The organism is Eisenbergiella sp. OF01-20 (assembly GCF_003478085.1).
GTDB lineage: Bacteria > Bacillota > Clostridia > Lachnospirales > Lachnospiraceae > Eisenbergiella.
Genome location: NZ_QUES01000001.1, coordinates 417,589 through 434,957, shown reverse-complemented (window position 1 = coordinate 434,957; position 17,369 = coordinate 417,589). Strand labels below are relative to the sequence as shown.

The 17,369-nt window shown below is 51.5% G+C and carries 10 protein-coding genes; 2 read left to right on the top strand and 8 right to left on the bottom strand.

The window, feature by feature from the left end; genetic code table 11:
- Nucleotides 1–126 precede the first annotated feature (126 nt).
- Nucleotides 127–1,899, top strand: a complete 1,773-nt coding sequence (locus DXA36_RS02170; RefSeq protein WP_118675943.1) for a sensor histidine kinase — start codon at nt 127–129, stop codon at nt 1,897–1,899.
- Nucleotides 1,896–3,500: a response regulator gene (locus DXA36_RS02165; RefSeq protein ID WP_118675942.1), complete on the top strand. Its 1,605-nt coding sequence runs from the start codon at nt 1,896–1,898 to the stop codon at nt 3,498–3,500. Before DXA36_RS02170 ends, DXA36_RS02165 begins: the two co-directional genes overlap by 4 nt.
- Here the strand turns inward: DXA36_RS02165 and DXA36_RS02160 are convergent.
- The 8 genes from DXA36_RS02160 to DXA36_RS02125 form a co-directional block, all read right to left on the bottom strand.
- A complete protein-coding gene (locus tag DXA36_RS02160; RefSeq protein WP_118675941.1) occupies nt 3,481–4,170 on the bottom strand; it encodes a nuclease-related domain-containing protein in 690 nt (229 codons plus the stop codon). The two genes, DXA36_RS02165 and DXA36_RS02160, sit on opposite strands and share 20 nt — an antisense overlap.
- Before the next feature lie 24 nt (nt 4,171–4,194).
- Nucleotides 4,195–8,373 carry a DEAD/DEAH box helicase gene (locus tag DXA36_RS02155; RefSeq protein WP_182478912.1) on the bottom strand — a complete coding sequence of 1,393 codons (4,179 nt, stop codon included), beginning with the start codon at nt 8,371–8,373 and terminating at the stop codon, nt 4,195–4,197.
- Between the two features lie 8 nt (nt 8,374–8,381).
- Nucleotides 8,382–9,830, bottom strand: coding sequence for a DUF389 domain-containing protein (locus DXA36_RS02150; RefSeq protein ID WP_207666338.1), 1,449 nt, complete (start codon nt 9,828–9,830; stop codon nt 8,382–8,384).
- A gap of 261 nt (nt 9,831–10,091) precedes the next feature.
- Nucleotides 10,092–12,602: an FAD-dependent oxidoreductase gene (locus tag DXA36_RS02145; protein ID WP_118675939.1), complete on the bottom strand. Its 2,511-nt coding sequence runs from the start codon at nt 12,600–12,602 to the stop codon at nt 10,092–10,094.
- 115 nt (nt 12,603–12,717) lie between these two features.
- Nucleotides 12,718–13,395, bottom strand: coding sequence for a Crp/Fnr family transcriptional regulator (locus DXA36_RS02140; protein ID WP_118675938.1), 678 nt, complete (start codon nt 13,393–13,395; stop codon nt 12,718–12,720).
- Nucleotides 13,396–13,454: 59 nt separating this feature from the next.
- Nucleotides 13,455–13,727: a 4Fe-4S dicluster domain-containing protein gene (locus DXA36_RS02135; protein WP_118675937.1), complete on the bottom strand. Its 273-nt coding sequence runs from the start codon at nt 13,725–13,727 to the stop codon at nt 13,455–13,457.
- A gap of 83 nt (nt 13,728–13,810) precedes the next feature.
- Nucleotides 13,811–15,742 (bottom strand): FAD-dependent oxidoreductase, encoded by a 1,932-nt coding sequence (locus DXA36_RS02130; RefSeq protein WP_118675936.1) that lies wholly within the window; start codon nt 15,740–15,742, stop codon nt 13,811–13,813.
- A 44-nt stretch (nt 15,743–15,786) separates the two neighbouring features.
- The gene (locus DXA36_RS02125) at nt 15,787–17,205 is read right to left on the bottom strand and encodes a sodium:solute symporter family protein (RefSeq protein WP_118675935.1); all 1,419 of its coding nucleotides are present in this window, start codon (nt 17,203–17,205) and stop codon (nt 15,787–15,789) included.
- Between the last annotated feature and the right edge of the window lie 164 nt (nt 17,206–17,369).

Below are 17,369 nucleotides of genomic sequence, written 5' to 3'. Positions count from 1 at the left end.
CAACTGTTTATATGCAAATTGCACAAGAAATACCCTCTTGCCATTTTGCCGTATCTATGCTATTTTTGTCTCAGCATACACAGGCAGGTTCTTGACGGCGCCTGTCCCAGGAGGAGGGAAGAGACAATGAAACGCTTTTTTTACCGGTGCAGACAGCGGATAACCGGATCCATCAACGCGAAATTCCTGGTTACCTTCCTTTTCCTTCTGATCATTCCTCTCACTATTCTGACACAGCTTTTCGTCGTCCGTCTCCAAAGCGTTCTGAAAGCAAAAGAGCAGGCTTCCATCGATGAAAAGATACAGTTTGCAGGCTCTGAATTCGACCGTATTTTCTCCGACATGGATCGTATCACCACCTCCCTTATCCTGGACTATCATGTGACAGATATCTTAAATGACGCCGCACAAGTTCCCAGCTATGAATGGTTCACTGGTTACAAATCCATGAACAGCCTCCTCTCCCTTCTGACCACCAATGCCGACCATATTTATAACATCACTGTTATCAGCACCGACAACAGGCTCTATCGCTCCGGCGCGCTCTATAACGCAATGCTGACCACCGATGCACCCATTTTTTCTTTTGTCCGCGGCGGAAACGGTCAGCCGGTTATTTTCAACAGAGCTCTTGAGCAGTTTGACGAAAATACAGTCATCACACTGGGGCGCTCCGTCTTTCAGAAAGGGGATTTCCTCGGCACAATTCTGGTAGAGCTGCCTGTCGATTATCTGAACGGACTGCTCAAGCCATTCGACAGTGACTCCACACAGGTTTATGTGCTGGGTGAAAACGACAAGATCATTTATTCTTCGGTCCCTGTTGATTCTTCCGTCATTCCCGACGAATTGAAAACTGCGCTGAACAGCGGGAAATCCACCGTATCCCTGGACAATACTACCTATCTGTTCCGGCAGATGTATATGCGGCAGCAGCCCCTGTCTATCGTCGCCATGGTAACGGTGCATTCCGTTTTCCAGGAATCCACACAGGTCATAACCGCCTACGTCCTGGGCTTCTGTCTGCTCACCGCCGCAACCATATGCGGCATCCTGGGCCTGACCTTCTTTTTCACCAGAAATATCCGGGCGCTCAATACTGCAGTATCCGGTTTCGGCGCCCAGACTGTCATACAGATCGATCTGCCGGTCCGTTCCCATGATGAAGTGGGCCAGCTGACGCAGGGTGTTATTTCCATGTCCCACCGTATCAATCGTCTGGTTTCCCAGATCCGGGAAAATGAGCGCAACAAACGGATTCTGGAGTTCAATTCCCTTCAGGCACAGATCAATCCGCATATGATTTACAATACGCTGAATACTATCACTTACCTGGCCGAAATGCAGAACATCTCCAATATAAGGGAAATATCCTCATCCTTTGCTTATCTGCTGCGCTCCCTGTCCAATCAGGGCGAATTTATTACAATCGCACAGGAAACCGCCTATTTGGAATCCTTTATCGCTATTAAAAAATATAATCTGTTATGTAATGTGGAAACGGAATTTGAAGTGGAGGAAGCGGCAAAAAACTGCAGGATTCTGAAGCTGCTTCTGCAGCCTATTGTAGAGAATGCCATCATACATGGCTTTTCCAACAGACTTGAGGACGGTCTCCTTTTTCTTTCCGTCCACAGAAAAGAGGAAATGATTCGGATCGATATGTCGGATAACGGCAATGGTATGGATGAATACCGGATCCAGAGGATTTTAAACGGAGAGGAAAAAAGCAGCAGTACTTTTCTGCGGGTCGGGATCAAAAACATCATTGACCGTCTGAAGCTCCAATATGCCGGCCGGTGCACGTTTACCATTATGAGCGCCCCCGGCTGCGGCACTACGGTGCACATCTCCTTCCCGGCTGAAGAAATGGAGGAAACGGAGGAAACTGTAAAATGATACGAATTCTGTTGGCCGATGATGATATTCTGGCTTTAAACCGTCTGTCCGGCCTGCTTGGCTGGAATGAATACGGATATGAAATCGTGGGGCAGGCTCTGGGAGGCAATGACTGTCTGAAGCTGGTAAAAGAGCTCTCTCCCGACGTACTGATACTGGATATTGACATGCCGGATAGAAATGGGGTGGAGGTAACAAAGGAACTGCACCGACAGCAATCTCGTGTAAAAATACTTATTTTGAGCAACTACGATACTTTCGGTTTTGTCCGCGATGCGATGCGCTACGGCGCCTGCGATTATCTGCTTAAACACCAGCTGACTGCTCCGGTTCTGCTGGAAAAGCTCAAAGAGACCGAGGAGCTTCTCAAAAAAGAAGGCGCCGCACTTTCTCATGTGACTTTTTTTACCACCGTGGCCAAACAGAAATATCTGCACAGCCTCCTGGAAAACGGGGTGGCCAATCCGGAGGAATACGCCCATATGTCCGCCCAGCGTGATTTCTCTCCGGGCTGTTTCTGCTTTGCCGCCTTGCAGATCACAAATTTCATATTAATCACTCACTTTTCACCGGATATGGAGCGGGAAAAACTGATTGATTCTATCACAGCGCTTGGATCCAATATCTTTTCTTCCCTTGGGAACGGCCTGATCACGCATATGGAATACGGACAGTTCGCAGTGTTGTTCCATTTTCCCGCACAGACCGGGGCACAGGAAATCACAGGGCAGGCAGCGGCAGCTATGCGGCTTCTATCCTCCAATATCCAAAAAGTGTTCGGACTGACATCCATCTATCAGGTAAGCAGCAGTTTTTCCCGGATCGACAGCCTTCCGTCCTGTTATCGGCAAACCATGTCCATTCTGGAAAAACAGGCATTTCCCATAGTGCAGGAAACCAAAGATACCGTACCGAAAGAAGGTGCTTATATTCCCGGGAGTCCCCTTTCCGCACCGGCGGCGCTGACACTGCAGGAAGAAAAAGAACTGATGGACGCACTGACATCACTCGATATGCACATGACAGAAGCTCTGCTGAAAGCCCTCTTCATCCGCTGCCAGCAGGATACCGGAAGACTGCCCCAGCCTCTTATTTCCCGTCTTCTGCAAATTGGTGTGAAATTTCAGGAAAATCAGGGAATTGTCCTTCTGAAGAAGCAGGATGCTTCTTTGAAAACCACGGTCCTTTCACAGATGAACCCCCGGGAAGTCCTCCATTTCCTTCTGGATTATTTTCGTGAGCTCATGCAGCAGGCGCCTGGCTGCGGCAGCAGGAAATACTCTGTCCATATCCAGAATGCACTCCACTTTATCCATCAAAACTATGCCGGAGATATTTCCCTGTCCACTCTGGCGGAGGCCCTGCATGTCTCCCCCACCCACCTATCCCGTCTTTTCAGCAAAGAAGTTGGTACCTCATTTATTGATTACCTGGTTTCCTACCGCGTACAGCGCGCACAGCAAATGATTTTACACTCAAATCTGGACTTGAAAAGTATCGGCGAACAGGCCGGTTTTCATAGTTATAACTATTTTTTACGGGCATATAAAGAAAAAACCGGACATTCTCCGTCGCAGGATTTCACCAAACGCTCTGTCTGATTTTTTCTTGTTGTATCTTCCCCCGTTCCTGCCCTTCATACAGCTTCTTCATCCTGTCATATATCATTTCTATATCCCGCTCCTTAAGAAATCTTCTGTTATGCCGGAAAATATCCGCCACCGCAGAAGACAGGGCATGAAGAGGCAGGGCAAAACAATTTTCCCCCATCCACCCCGTGGTAAGAAGCGTTCCCCGGCTTCCGAAAACGGCAAAAGAATAATAGGGAAGCCAGGGCATATCCCTCAATTCCCACTGCATGACATCCAGTATTTTTTTATTTTCCAGGAAAGGGTTGTACAGGTAATTCCTGCAGGCAAGAAGCCAGCCGTCCCGAAAGGTCTGCTTCCAATACCTCCCCTGGGGATTTCCGGATATTACTCCCTCAAGATTGCCGGAACGCACCACATAAATCCCGGATTCGTGAATCATAACCACCTCTGCCCCGGCCTGCCCCCCTTTTTCTGCGGAAAGGAACACGTTTTTCAGGATCCTTTTATGGCCTGCCACCGGCTCCAGAATACGCAGAACCTCTTCCGTACATTTTTCTTCCCGGCAGTATGCGCATTCATAATAGGAGCTGTGGCTCAGGGTGCTGTCATAAGGGTTATAAGACGTCCTCTTTTTATAAAACCATATAGATAGCAGAATCAGTAAAAGTATGGATATCATAGTAACCGCCGCGTTCCTCCCGAACTACAGATACAGGACATAATCCTGCATTTCCCTGATAAAACCTGCTGCCGCAAGCGCTGCTGCCGCTTCTGCAGGATACTCCTTAACCACCACTCTCTTTATCCCCGCAAACAGACGTTTTCCGCGAAAAGCCTCTGCAAAGCGTTCCAGCATTTGTTTCCCCGTCATTTCTTCCCACTTTCCGAAGATGCGCAGTGTTTTCCCCTGCCTTTCAAACACGGCTTCCGGCACCCCGGCTTTCACAGCCACTGCAGTGCCCGGTACATTGGTGAAGCTCCTGCCATCCAGATGAGGTATGACCTTCCCCCATATCTGGACAGGATCCACGGCGCTCAGCCAGATTATCTCCTCCTGCGGCTGCTCCAGGGCAAGACGGACGCTGTGAAAATCCTTATCCCGTATAAATTGTGCGCCGGAAAGCCCTTCCACGAAATAGCCCCTGCGTACCTGTCCGGTATATTCCTGTATACGCAGGACACGAAGGGCATCCTGCCAGGAAACATTCCATGCAGCTGCCGTTTCCCGGCACAGAATAAGGCTGCTGTCAAACAAACGTTCCCATTGCTGCTCCGGTTTTTCCAGAAGCGGCCTCACCACATCCCAGCGTCCGGCATGCAGGGCCATTACCCGGGTATTGACCCTCTGTCTGGCTGTAGCCTTCCGGGTTTTGTCCTTATCCAGCCATTGTCTCACCGGTACGAAGCTGTCTGCGTATACAAGCCCTTTTTCCAGAAGGGAAAGTAAGGTCTCGTGAGGGGATTCTCCCGGAAGCAGCCCCTGCAGAGCCTGCATGAAGCTGGCTCCCCGTTTCAGAAGAGCTTCATAGACAATCCGCTCTTTCTCCGTAAGTCCTTCCGGACTGCTATCAGGCCCGGAATCCCAGTCAATGTCCTCCTGCACGTCGAAACGGATCATTCCCTGCGGTTCCATATGCCAGAAATATTTTCCTTCCGCCAACAGGGCGTCCAGCAGGGCATCCCGGTATCCTTTGACCCGGGCGGGCAGAATGACATTTTCCCAGTTCGCGGCAGGCACAGCCTTTCCCGCATACATCCCTATCACCCGGGAAAGCTGCTCCGCCGCCGGCGCATGGACTGTCATCCGCGCGGTGAGAAGAGCCGCATAAGAAGAGGCAGGCCTTGTTGCGATTTCGCTGCGCAGCTTCTTAATAGTCTCTTTTCTGGCCCTGTCGTACAGTCTGCCGTGATAATAGATACCATCCTTTTCTACAGCCTCTTCTTTTTCGGTAAGGGTATCCAGGATCTTCTTTGCTTCTTCTTCGCTCCAGAAATAACGTTCCGCCACCTGCCCAGCCGTATGTGCCCCGCGGTAACGAAGCAGGCGCCTTACGATATGCAGACGGCTTTCGCGGATTTCCTCTTCCGGCGCATTTGTGCCCGGCAGCCCCTTGCCTGAAGCAGAGCTGTCTGCATCCGCATCGGGAAGGGCTGTGAGATATTCCGTCCTTTGCTCCATGGCAATCCAAAGCCCCGGCTCCAGATAACCGGCCCGCCCCTGCCTTGCCAGGCTCTCCAGCCAGTCTATGGGAATATCCAGCTCTCCGGCTGCCAGATCTCCTTCTGCCATCAAAAGCGCATGCAGCTGTTTTTCATCCTCCGGAAGGCGGCTGCGCTCCTGAACCCGCTGAAGTTCTTCTTTTCCCGCAGCAATCATCTGGATTTGTTTCAATTCCTCTTCCACAGCGGCATGCACCCCTCTGGGCGTGGGATAATAGTCATACATAACAGCCGCCTCCTGCTGCCATTGAAGCGGAAGGGACATAGGGGAAGGAATCTCCGAATGAATTTCACGGACACAGATCGCTCCCGACCGGATCCCATGCAGCACTTCCTTTACTCCTTCCGGATCCCACATCTGGGTCAGGCATTCCCGTTTGGTTTCCAGGATCAGCGGATGCTTTTTTTCCCGGACAATGGTATCCAGCATTTCCGCGCTGCGCAGACGCTGCATCCATAGCGGCAGTCTCCCGTTTTTCCTCACCCCCATCATCAGTGCCCTTCCGCTGTTATGACGGAAAGCCACATGGAACAGAGGGGTTGCGGGAAGCAGAGCTTCCAGGACAGCATCCGACGTTTCGGGCGACAGCTGGTAAAGCAGTCCATCCGGCAGGCTCTCTCTCCCATAAGAATACAGCAGAATACCGTCCTCGTCATCCACACAGCCTACATTCTGGCCGGTCTGCTCTCTGGCCGCTTCCTGGAGAAGAAGGGAAAGCGGTGCGTTCACTTTCCCGCCGAAAAGGGAATGAATCATAATCTGTGCATTTCCCGACTGATCCCGGAAATGCTCCACCAGTATAGTTTTATCATCCGGCAGCCCATCCGTGGCGGCTATCTGCCTTTTCAGATACCCTTCCGCCAGCCTGGCAGCCGGTTCATCCAGCCCCAGCTGGTACAGCGCCTGCAATAAATTCCCGTCTTCCTGTGCCATCTGCAGCCCATGTAGGATTTGCCCGAAGGCCTTGCTGGTTCTCAGGTCCCTGCCCTTTAGTTCCCCTTTCCAGAAAGGGATCCTGGCACCATCTATGGGTGACTGGGTTACTATCACCGAATCCCTGCTGATATCCAGCACCCGCCAGGCAAATGCTCCCAGAAGGAACCGATCCCCTTTCTGGGATTCATAGACGAATTCTTCGTCCACTTCGCCCACCTTTACCCCTTCTTCCGTACGTACCGTATAAAGCCCTCTGTCCGGGATCGTTCCTCCCGCCGATACGGCAAGCATCCGGCTGTAACCGTCTCCTTCCACGTACCCATGAATCCGGTCGTAAAGGATTCTCGGACGGGCGGGGATATCCTTATCGTGTTCAAAATCACCGGCAAGCATGCCGAGTACCCCGTCGACCTCTTCCCGGCTTATATTCCGGAAACAGTAAGCCCTGGGCAGGATTTCCATCACTTCCTCCACCTGGTATCCATGGAATGCGGCCATGGATACCAGATGCTGGGCCAGGACATCCAGACAGCCCGCCGGCGGTTTGGCATATTCCACACCGCCTCTCCTGGCCAGTTCGGCCGTCATGCCGCAGGATACACTTTCCGCCGCCGTTCTCGGGAACAAATACATCACACTCACCCGGCCCGGATTATGTCCGGCCCGGCCCAGACGCTGCATCGTGCCCGAGATCGTTCTGGGGCAGCCCACCTGAAGCACCTGATCGATTTCCCCCACATCGATTCCCAGTTCCATGGACGAGGTGGCGCACAGCAGTCGGAGACTGCCGTCCCGCAGCGCATGTTCCACCTCAAATCGCTGTTCCCTGGACAAACTTCCATGATGCACCCGGGCATAGCCTTCTCCCCCAAGAAGGTTTACGTAATAAGCAAGCTTTTCCGCATATCTGCGTCCTTCCACAAAGGCAATCACGCTGCGGCTTCCCTGGCAGCGGCGGTATACCAGCTCCGCCAGTTCCTCCCATACCGGATCCTTCCTCTTTCCGGCTGTGGTATCCGCAAAGGGACTTGTCACAACAAGCTGAACTTCTTTTTTCATGGCAGGTGCAATGATGACCGCCGGCTCCGGGGAAAGATAGGCCGCCGCAACAGAAAGCGGTTCAATCGTTGCAGACAGCCCGATTCGCTGGAGCGGCCGGCTGCAGAGCTTATCCAGGCGGGCTACGGACAGCATCAAATGTGCTCCCCGTTTGGTATCGATCAGGGCATGAAGCTCATCCAGTATGATCGCTTTCGCCGTAGCCAGAATCCCCTGGCCGTTTTTGCTTGTAAGCATCAGATACAGGGATTCCGGCGTGGTAATCAATATATGGGGCGGATATTTGATCATCCGCTGTCTGTCACGCTGAGGCGTATCCCCGGTACGGATGGCAATCTCTATCTCCTCCCCGCCTTTACCGGCAAGTCCGTCAAGCGGTCTGCGCAGGTTTTCCCGGATGTCCGCCGCCAGAGATTTCAGCGGGGATATATAGATCAGCTGAAGCTGGCGGGGCAGTCCGCCGGCTCTCGCCTGTCTGGTGAGCCGGTCTATAAATACCAGAAATGCGGACAATGTCTTGCCGGTACCCGTAGGCGCGGACACCAGTGTATGCTTTCCTCCCGCGATGGCGGGCCAGGCTTCTTTTTGTACCGGTGTCGGTTCCCCAAGTGTTGAAGCAAACCAATCCGCTGTATTCTCATCAAATATACTGGTCAAATCTGTCATACTTTTCCTCATTCTACGTTTAGCTCCTGCGGGTCTGTTTCCGGGATACTGTTATCTGAAATACTGTTTTCAGATACTGAATTATCAGAAACTCCGGGAGCAAGCCGCCAGGAGGCAAGCACATCACCGTCTATAATTTTAGAGGACCACTCTTCAATCTTCGCCACCTGCTCTCCGTCCAGAGGGGTATCTACCTGGAGGATCAGCAGATATTTTTCCACCCGGACCTTCTTTTCTTCGTCCAGACTGCCCAGAGCCGCCAGATCCAAATCCCGGATCTGGGGATAAAAAAGAGGAAGCTCCGCCATGAGCTGTTCCTTAAGGGCCGTACTGAAAGAAAACTGGGCATAGGCGGGCAAGTACAAATCCACCTTTTCCGAAAGCGCCCGGTTCTTCTCCTCATAATCCATCTGGATCTCTTCCCCTGCCGCCATTTCCGTATTGATCAGGCTTTCCACCTCTTCCTTGGAAATCCCTCCGGTAAATTCGGTTTGTGTCAGATACAGCTTCATCCCTTTCAGATGGCTGTATTCCGCAAGCGCCTGCTGAATAGCCTCCTGTGTGGAGCTGTCCAGCCGTTTGCCCACCACCGCCACACGGATAATCCCGTTTTTGGAATCCAGGCTCTTGGAAACCACCTGTGTTTCTTCGAAATCGAACTGGGTGGAAATAAAGCTGCCGAACTGGCTGTTCACCGCACTGTTGTTAATCATCTGCCATGCCAGGTAAAGGCTGGGAAGCACGGTAATAATCACCACCAGCATCACATAAAATTTCTGTTTGCGCAGAATCCTGCCCGCGATTTCCCGCTTGGCAGATACATGCATGATTTTCAGTACCACCACAGCCGCCAGACAGATAAAGAAGCAGTTAATGAAAAACAGATACATGGCGCCGCCGAAAAATTTCCAGGAATGCCGGGCAATCCCATATCCCGCCGTACACAGCGGCGGCATGAGCGCCGTGGCTATGGCAACACCGGGAATGACATTGCTCACCTTTTCTTCCCTTGTAACCCCTATGATGCCGGCAAGGCCGCCGAAAAGCGCAATGAGGACATCCCAGATCGTCGGAGAGGTCCTGGCAAGCAATTCGTTGGAAGGGGCGGTTATCGGGGAAAGCATAAAATAAATTGTAGATACCAGGACACAGAACACTACCTGAAAAGACAGTTTCATAAACGCATGTCTGACATGGGCCATATCATAAGCGGCAATGCCATAACCTATATTCATGATCCCGCCCATCAGAGGCGATATCAGCATGGCACCTATAATGACCGCGGTGCTGTTCATATTCAGCCCGATGGAAGCAATGAACATGGCCAGAATCATGATGCACATGTTGGTTCCCCGCAGCTGGCCGCCGCTCCTTATCCTTTCCGCTATTTCCTCCTGGGAGGCACAGTCCGTATTCAGGTTAAAGGTATCAATCAATATCTTTCGCAGCTGGTTCAACTTTTGTTACCGCCTTCTCCGGCTCCGCCGGTATCTTTTTTTGTAACTGTTGCGTCCCTTCACAGTTATCTTATTTCTCCTATTATATCCTTTTTCGTACCATATTCCAAACTATTTTTTCGAACATATGTAGCGGTTCCGTTAAATAGCTGCTGTTCACGGAGCGGGCAGTAACGTTAATTACAAAAGAGGCGCTGCGGAACCCTATCCGCAGCGCCTCTTCCGGCCATTCTATTCCCGCACGATATGCTGCGGGGTATTTTATACGAATAAATTGACATTGGAAAGCTCCGCATCTCCCAGATAGGAAGCCACGCCTGCCAGTTCCACGCCGTCTATCAGTTCTTCTTTGGTAATCCCCATCACATCCATGGACATGGTGCAGGCCACAAGGCGCACGCCCTGTGCCATGGCCTGTTTCATAAGCTCCTCCAGGGAGCTTACGTTTTTATCCCGCATCACTTTTTTCATGAGCCTGGTGCCCATACCGCCCATATTCATCCGGGAAAGCTTCAGCTTTCCTGTTCCCCTTGGCATCATCATACCGAACATCCGATCCAGAAACGGCTTCTTTACCCTTCTTTTATCCGGCCTGCGAAGGGCATTCAGCCCCCAGAAGGTAAAAAACATGGTTACCGGCCTTCCCATGGCTGCCGCTCCGTTGGCAATGATAAAAGCGGCAAGTACCTTATCCAGATCCCCGTCAAATACAATCAGTGTTTTTCCTTCCCGTTCCCCGGACGCTGCAGGATAATCCCCATTTTGAGCGGGACATGCCGATTCCGCCTGTTTCCGGTTTTCCTCTTTCGCCTCCCCTTTCTCAATGGTAACCCGGGTCTGCTTTCCCTCCTTGAAAGACTCTATCAGCGTATTGCCGGTTCTTAAACACCAGGCGGCAATATCACGCGCAAATCCCAAGTCCGTAGCCGCAACACAAAGCCGTTCTCCTTTCTCCATAGTATGCAGGGCCTCATTAACCTTCATTATCGGTCCGGGACACTGCATCCCGCTGCAATCCAGTTCCAGCGTTTCTGTTGTCCTTCTGCGGCTATTCTCCTCCTGTTTTGTCTTTTCTTTTCCTGCATTCATCCCATACTCCTTATAGTGATACGATTTATAAAAGGTGGTTCCTCCTTCCAGGACCTTCACATCGGGGAAGCCGGACTGCTGAAGAATCCGGGCTGCATTGTAGGAGCGGACTCCCACCGAACAATAGGGGATAATCAGCTTCCCGGGATCCAGCTCATCCATTCTTTCCCGCAGTTCCCCCAAAGGAATGTGCAGGGAACCGGGAATGGAAAACACAAGACGCTCTGCGTTTTCCGTCACATCCAGTATCTGACAGGTTTCCCTCCGTTTTTTATCCGCCCGTATTTCCTCCAGTTCCTGTACACCCAGGAAGGATACCAGGCCCTCCCGCACATTTTCTGCGGTAAAACCCGCCATATTCACCGGGTCCTTGGCGGAAGAAAAGGGCGGGGCATACGCCAGTTCCAGCTTTGCCAGATCATCCGTTGTACCGGAAAGGCGCATAACGGATGCAATGGTGTCTATTCTTTTATCCACGCCGTCCTGCCCCACTATCTGGGCACCCAGGATCCGGGACTTTGTATCAAAAAGCAGCTTCAGAGTAAGAGGTACTGCACCGGGATAATAGCCGGCATGGGATTTTTGCTGGATCAGTACGGTTTGATAATCCCTGCCCTTTTCCTTCCCGGAAGTAAGCAAAACCTTTTCATTCAGTCCCACGGCGGCAGCCGTAAGATCAAAGCATTGGACAACACTGGTTCCCATACTTCCTTCGTACGGCTTCCGATCCCCAACAATATTATCCGCGCAAATCCTTGCCTGCTTATTCGCGGGGCCGGCAAGAGGTATCATCGTCCGTTCTCCCGTCACAAACTGCCCCACTTCAACCACATCCCCCACGGCATAGATATTGGGAACACTCGTCTGCAGGAATTCATTGACCCGGATGCCGCCTCTGGCATTCAGCGCAAGCCCCGCATCAGATGCCAGCCGGCTGTTAGGGCGCACCCCTATGGAGAGGATCACCATGTCCGCCCGTATTATTTTTCCGCTGGCAAGCGAAACGGCCACCCCGGCATCCTCCTGTCCAAACCGCTTCACACCGTCCTCCAAAATCAGCTCCACACCGTTCATTTCCATATTTTCATGCAATAGCCGGGCCATTTCATAATCCAGGGGAGCCATGACCTGTTTCTGCATTTCTATTACGGATACGGCAAGGCCGGCCCGGTGCAGGTTCTCCGCCATCTCCAGTCCGATAAAGCCGCCGCCGATAACTGCTGCACTCTTCGGCCTTTCTTTCTGCAGAAACGCTTTGATCTGATCCGTATCGGAAAGATTCCAAAGTGTAAAAATCCGGCTGCCGTCAATACCCGGAATTCCCGGCTTTAACGGGGAAGAGCCGGTTGCTATAACCAGCTGATCATAGCTTTCTTCATATATTTTTCCAGTCTGTAAATCCTGTACCTCTATTTTATTTTCCCCGGGATGGATAGTTACCGCTTCCTGACGGATGCGGACATCTATATTGAACTTTTTCTTCATTCCTTCTGGTGTCTGCAGGAGCAGCGCCTCCCTGTCTTGGATGACATCCCCGATATAATAAGGCAGGCCGCAGTTGGCAAAAGAAATATGTTCTCCCCTTTCCAGCATCACAATTTCCCTTTTTTCATCCCTGCGGCGAAGCCTTGCCGCCGCGGTGGCCCCTCCGGCCACACCGCCGATAATCACTGTTTTACTCATAAAAATACACTCCTTCGAAATAAGATCCTGAAACCATCTTACTCCGGGGAGTGTGTTTGATCCGTAACCTGGTCACATAAGCCCGGCTGCCTTCTGTCTACTTGTCTAAGGCCTGTTAATCTCTGGTCAATTCCTGCAGCTTTTTCTTATGTAACAGCTTTACTCTGCCTCTCGCCAGCTCCACCAGACCTTCCTTCTCAAAATATTTTAACATCCGCGAAACCACTTCCCTTGCGCTGCCGGTATATCTGGCAATCTGGTCATGAGTCATCGTCAGCGTATCCTCCCCCGTTTTAGCGGCTTCATCAACCAGAAAAACCGCCAGCCTTTTATCGAAGCTCATAAAAAGGATTTGCTGCATGGTCCACATCACATCGGAAAAACGTTCCACCGCCTGTTTGTAAATATAATTTTCCACGTAAATATTTTCATCCGCAAGCCTGCGGATAACCGCTGTGGGAATCACCAGTACACGGCTGTCCTTCTCCGCGTCAATGAGAATATCAAAAGTAATTTCCTGCATAAAGCAGGACGCGCTCAACACACAGGCTTCCCCTGCATCGATACGGAACAAGGTAATATCCCTGCCGTCTTCGGATTGAATATATACCCGCAGCTGTCCCTCCCTGATTAAAAGGACTCCCACACAGTCCTCCGATGCCCGGTGGATAAAGGCCCCCGCCGGATATATCACAGAGGCGGCATTCCTGCAAACATTCTTTTGTTCTTCCTCCGTCAGTTTATCCCAGAAAGGAAAAAAATCCTCCAGTGCAGCGCAAACTTCCTTCTGCATATGATCCCCCCGTCCTACTGCTGCTTCGACCTGATACCCGTACAAGGATGCCCGTCAGATTAGAGCTTTACCGGTACGAACTTCGCCTGGTTCATAAGCGGATGCTCCAGGGAAACCGCACCTTTATTCGGGCAGGCCATCACACAGCTGCCACAATAATAGCATTCTCCCGGATAAATAACAATGGGATGTTTCCCCTTTACCGGATTCGGTATCATGATATCCACCTGACACACATCTGCGCAGCGGTTGCATCCGATACAAAGGCTGTCGTCGAATTTCAGCGGCCTTGCGCTGCAGGGAATCACCGAAGCGGTCATTTCCTTTTCCATGGTTCCTCCTATCTGCGCGCTTTAGCACGCGTATCAAAGCATGGGAATCTCTCTGTTTCCCCTGCATACTGCCCTGCTGCTGATCAGAGGCTATTGATATAATCCTGGTTCCTGCGTTCATATTCCGTTTCCAAATCCCCGAAATAGCCCAAAGGCACTTTCCCTTTAACAGCCTTTCCGTTTTCCATACGGATGGTGATAAAGCAGTTCTCTTCTTCCGGATCCCGCTTTGTGGAATCGCTGCGTTCAAAGCACAGCGGTTTGGAACTGGATTCCCGGAAAAGGCAGGCCTGGAGGATCATTCCGGCAACCTCCAGAATATCGGATACTTCATGGGCGCGCATGAGTTCGTGGGGATTATCCGCTTTTACCATAGGAAGGGCTTCTTTTACATAACTGTCAAGCAGCGCAATCCCTTCTTCCAGGAGCGCCCTGCATTTCACGCCGCCGCAATAGTTCTGCATGGCCTTGGAAACTGCCATATTCAGCTCTCTCCAGTCCATGCCCTCCTCCACAAAGAGAGGCGCATAGAGACGTTTTTTCTCCGCTTCTATCTCCTGCCGGTCCGGTTCCGTCTCCGGCACACCTTCTATCGCATCCGCCGCTTTCCTGCCCGCATAATACCCCGTGGCAGCGGCAAACCCGCAGCAGTCCGATGCGAAAAGCTGATCCCCCGCCGCATAGATGCCGTCGATATTCGTTTTCAGATCCCAGTCATGCATGATGCCTCCGGGCGCTCCGAAGAGCTGGCGCTCCTGGGCAAGGAATGCGGCGGACTGCCAGCCGTTTCCATAGCTTTGCAGCATATGCCTGGCAGGATCAAAACCCCGTTTCGTATAATTTTCCAGGATGGGGATTTTGGTTTTCCCTTCTTCGCCTACCATCATCCCCCAAATCACCTTTCGCTCCATTTCGGGCATCCGGCTCAAGTCCGCATAAAAAGGAAGCTGATAGCCCCTCTTAATCAATTCCTCAAACGGAAGAGTTTCCGGTCCCCGGTACTCATACTTGGCTTCATCAATCACGCCGCCCTTGAGAAAAAATTTCTGTCCCGGAGCCGGGTAGTAACGTTCCGAAACCGACTGAAGCTCCCTGCCGTCCCGATCCACATACGGAATTTCCACCCCTCTGGCATCCACCATAGTGGCGGCATACCAGGTATTATGGTTATTTCCCGTCCCATAAGGAGGAAAGCTTCTGCCCGCAGCGGAAAATTCCCCCTTTACGGATTTTTCCATCATGGTAAATTCAATTCCGGCCCGATACCCCATGGCATGGCCGCTGCCGATGCTCTGCGTGGGCCTGAACTCACACAGGCCCACCAAATCCGGATTAAAAAGCCAGATTCTGGCCGGCCTTGACATGGTTAGAATCGTAGCCTTTGCCCGGAATATCATGAATTTTCCGGTTCTTACATTCATGCCCAGCGCACCGATCCCCCTCGGTTTCCCGTTTACCTGCTTTGTCAGCAGCGCAGTGGCCTCCGTACGATCGTATATCCTTACTCCCAGCTTCTTTAGTTCTTTATACAGCGCCGGTTTAAATGTACTTCCCCATACACGGAGGGTAAAACGGTTTTTATAGTCATAGGCAAACATAAGCCCGGTTTCATCATCCCGGAATTCGGCTCCCCTGAACTCATCCTCCGTATCCCTGATCTTCCCGCCGAAGGCTTCCATATCCAGCAGCCGGTCATACCCTTCCCTGCATTCTATATAGTGGGCTATGCCGTTGCTGTAATAATCCTGCTCTTCCACGTAGGCCTCCGCGATTTCTTTCGCTGTGACACGGGAACAGGGATTGGTACAGGCGGACTCCCAGTGGTCAAAGCCGCTTCCCGCCGCACCGCTGCGCTCGGTTGCCCCCTTTTCCACCACGACAACTTTTTTCCCTTTCCTTGCCGCGGCTATAGCCGCATAACATCCCGCAAGGCCGCCGCCCAGAACCAGGACGTCACAGGAGACCTCTTCTTCCTGACCGATTTCATTTTGATAAGGCCACTGATATGTACTCATATATATTCTCACATTCCTTTTGCATATTCCTGTTTATCCGACGATCAGGCACGTACTTTTTTCCCGGCGCTGTCCAGATTACTGAAAATCACGAGCGCCGCTGCCGATACCAGATAAGCGAACATCAGCGCCAAATCCACATTGACCACTCCGTAAAGAGGTCCGGGAATGCCGATAAAGAAAGAAACCACGCCTACGATTCCCCCTGCTATAGCCGATGCAAACGCCCCTTTTCTGGTAGCTCCCTTCCACAAAAGCCCTCCCAGCAGGGGAACCAGCATACTTCCCATATAAGGATAATTAAAGATAATCATCGCATCCAGGATATCCGTCATTTTAAAGGCAAACAGAATTCCTGCAACACTGCCGCCGAATACCGCAATACGGGAAATCAGCTTGGCTTTGGGAAGTTCGTCCAGATTCTCCACTTCCGGATGCAGGAACTTGTTATAAAAATCCCTGGAAAAAGAGGCGCCCAGGGACAAAATAACACAGTTTGCGCTGGACATCGCCGCAGAAAGTATGGCGGCAATCACAATCCCCGCCAATACGGGATGCAGGATTCCCGTAGCCGCGATGGTAAAAATTCCGTCCGTCACACCCGGGAACAGTATCGTGGATGCCGCCCCTACCGTAGAGCAAAGCAGGCCGATGATGATAACGATGACACCGCCGCCGATACATCCTCTGGTAGCCGTTTTCGCATCTTTGGCAGACTGGATTCTGGCATACGCATCATAGGATACGGAGATGGAAAGAAGAAAAGGCAGCACCAGGTAAATAAATTTGGTTCCCATTCCATGAGGGATAAACGGTGCGGCATATATCGCGGCAATACTTCCTCCCGCATGGGTATACCGAATCAGGGTGGCTGCCGCAAGAACCGGAATTCCCACCACAATAATCCCCGTCTGAATCACATCGGTAAGTACGACACCCCACATACCGCCCACCGTACAGTAAATGAGGATGACCACTGCCGTTATGACAACACCTGCTTCAAAGGGAATCCCAAAGCCGGCAAGAATCCCGCCGCAGGCCAGAAGCTGCGCGATAAAAATCCCCAAAAGGCTGGGCACATTACTGATCCATGCCCAGAAACGGATTCCCTTGCTGTCGCCATATCGTTTGGCAAAAAAGTCCAGGGGCACGTATCCTTCCTCCTGTCGCAGCTTTCTCGCCGTTAAAAGGCCAGCCAGAATCAGCCCGCCGCCGCAGCCAATGGAATAATAGATTCCGGGCCATACGCCGTCGTTATAGCCATTTGTGGCGCTGCTCAAAACAATGCCGACCCCTATCTGCACCGCCGCCAGCGTGATAGCCGTCATCGGCGTATTCAGCTTCCTTCCGGCCACCAGGAAGTCCGAAGCCTTCTTATTTTTTCTGGATGCGTAGATTCCGGTTCCGATCATGACCAGAAAATATACCACGCAAATTGTTACAATAACCGTGTTTTCCCCCATCGTTCTTTCTCCTTTGAATAATATATCCCGGGTACTGCATATACGGATTACTGCCCTTGTGCATATACGCACTGCCGCGCACACGCTTTAAAGCAGCAAAGCTTTATTATTGTAACATTTTACCATAAGGAACGCAAGCTTCCATTTAAAACTGCTTCCATTTA